2 protein-coding genes are annotated in these 1,907 nt (G+C 54.6%); both read left to right on the top strand.

What is annotated here, in order from left to right:
- The coding region (locus MVD07_RS06355) for an ABC transporter permease subunit (RefSeq protein ID WP_297499790.1) at window positions 1-948 on the top strand (948 nt) is incomplete at its 5' end.
- Window positions 942-1,907 (top strand): ABC transporter ATP-binding protein (locus tag MVD07_RS06350; RefSeq protein WP_297499788.1); only part of this gene is annotated, 966 nt, incomplete at its 3' end. The genes MVD07_RS06355 and MVD07_RS06350, both read left to right, overlap by 7 nt.

Genomic DNA, 1,907 nt, shown 5'->3' with positions numbered 1-1,907 from the left:
ACCTCCGTCATGACTCTCCTAGACTTCCGGACTGGGGCCGCTCTGGCGATCATCCAGATTTCCCTGAGCGGACTTTTCATGTACCTCTACCTCAAGAGCCTTGAGGCCTACTCAAAGAGGGAGGAGCAGAAGCTGGTTAGGAAAACCAGGCGGCTTACTCTCAGAGACTTCCTCGGACTGAAGGGAGCTGGAATGGCATTCTACATTCTCATAATCCTCCTCTTCATAGTCGCTCCCCTCCTGGCGGTTCTCTATGACTCGCTGGTCTTCAACGGTCACCTCAGCCTTGAGAACTACCGCAGGGTCTTCTCCACGGCTTATAACCCAATGTTCGGGACATCAACACTTGGCGCGATAAGAAACTCCCTTCTCTTCGGCGTTGCAACGGTCGTTTTTTCGACCCTCGTTGCCCTTCCAATAGCCTACGTCCTCAACCGCTGGGACTTCAAGGGCAAGAGGGTTCTCGATGTCCTGGCGATGCTCCCCCTGGCCAGCTCTCCGATAACGATAGGCCTCGCCTACGTTCGCTTTTTCCACAGTACACCCCTCTACTACACCTTCTGGATAGTTGCCATAGCGCACGTTATCATAGCGTACCCCTTCGTTCTCAGGGCGATCTCAACGAGCCTTGGAAAGATAAAGAAGAACCTCTTCGAGGCTGCGCTCAGCCTCGGTGCAAAGGAGTTCACTGCCTTCCTCAAGGTTGAACTGCCCCTTGCCCTTGGCGGGCTTGTCGTCGGGGCAATATTTGCCTTCGCAATGAGCATAGCAGAGCTGGGGGCAACTTACATGCTGGCCACTCCGGAGTATACGACGATGACGATAGCGGTTTACAAGTTCATTGGGGCGAGGCAGTTCGGAAGTGCATCGGCCCTCTCAGTCCTCCTTATGTTGGTATCGGCACTCAGCTTTATGATGATAGAGCACATCGGTGAGGAGGTATGGTGAGCGTAGAGCTCAGGGGGATTGAAAAGTGCTGGGAGGACTTCTGCCTCAGGATAAGTAACCTCAAGGTTAGGGATGGGGAGCTTTTAACCATCCTAGGGCCGAGTGGGTGCGGTAAGACGACAACCCTTCGGATCATAGCGGGCTTTGAAAGGCCCGACTCAGGGGAGGTTCTCTTCGGTGACAGAGCTGTCAACGAGTTGCCACCCTATGAGAGGGGCATCGGGATAGTCTTCCAAGACTACGCCCTCTTCCCCCACATGACGGTCTTCAGGAACGTTGCCTTCGGCCTTGAGATGAGGAAACTCCCAAAGGCAGAGATAGAGAAGAGGGTCAGGGAAGCTCTGGAACTTGTTGGCCTTGAAGGCTTCGAGAACCGCTATCCCGAACAGTTGAGCGGTGGACAGCAACAGAGGGTAGCCCTCGCGAGGGCCCTCGTCGTTGAGCCCAAAGTTTTGTTGCTTGACGAGCCTTTGAGCAACCTCGACGCCAAGATAAGGGAGCGCCTCAGGTCTGAGATCGGGAGGATTCAACGCGAGCTCGGGATAACGACCCTCTACGTCACCCACGATCAGGAAGAGGCAATGGCTATAAGCGACAGGATAGCGGTGATGAACGTCGGAACGATAGAGCAGGTAGGGAAACCGCTGGAACTCTACTACCGTCCAAAAACGAAGTTCGTGGCAACGTTCCTTGGGACGGGCAACATACTTGAGCTTGAAGCCAAGGATGGAAGGGCCTGTCTGGGGGAACTGTGCTTTGACGTGGAGGAGGAGGGCACCGTTAGACTTTTCTTCAGGCCAGAGAACGTCTTCCTAAAGCCAGGAGGTACGGCCGAGCTGTTGGACGTTGAACTTCTCCCGGGCAGAGTGAGGTTAAGACTGAATCTGGGGGGAACAACCATAACGGCCGAGCGGTTTATAAACGAGCTCTTCTTCGACCCCGAAAAGCCACCGTCTAAG

The organism is Thermococcus sp., from assembly GCF_027008145.1.
Classification (GTDB): domain Archaea; phylum Methanobacteriota_B; class Thermococci; order Thermococcales; family Thermococcaceae; genus Thermococcus.
The sequence above is the reverse complement of the archived record's forward strand: the minus strand, read 5'-3'. Positions and strand labels throughout refer to the sequence as shown.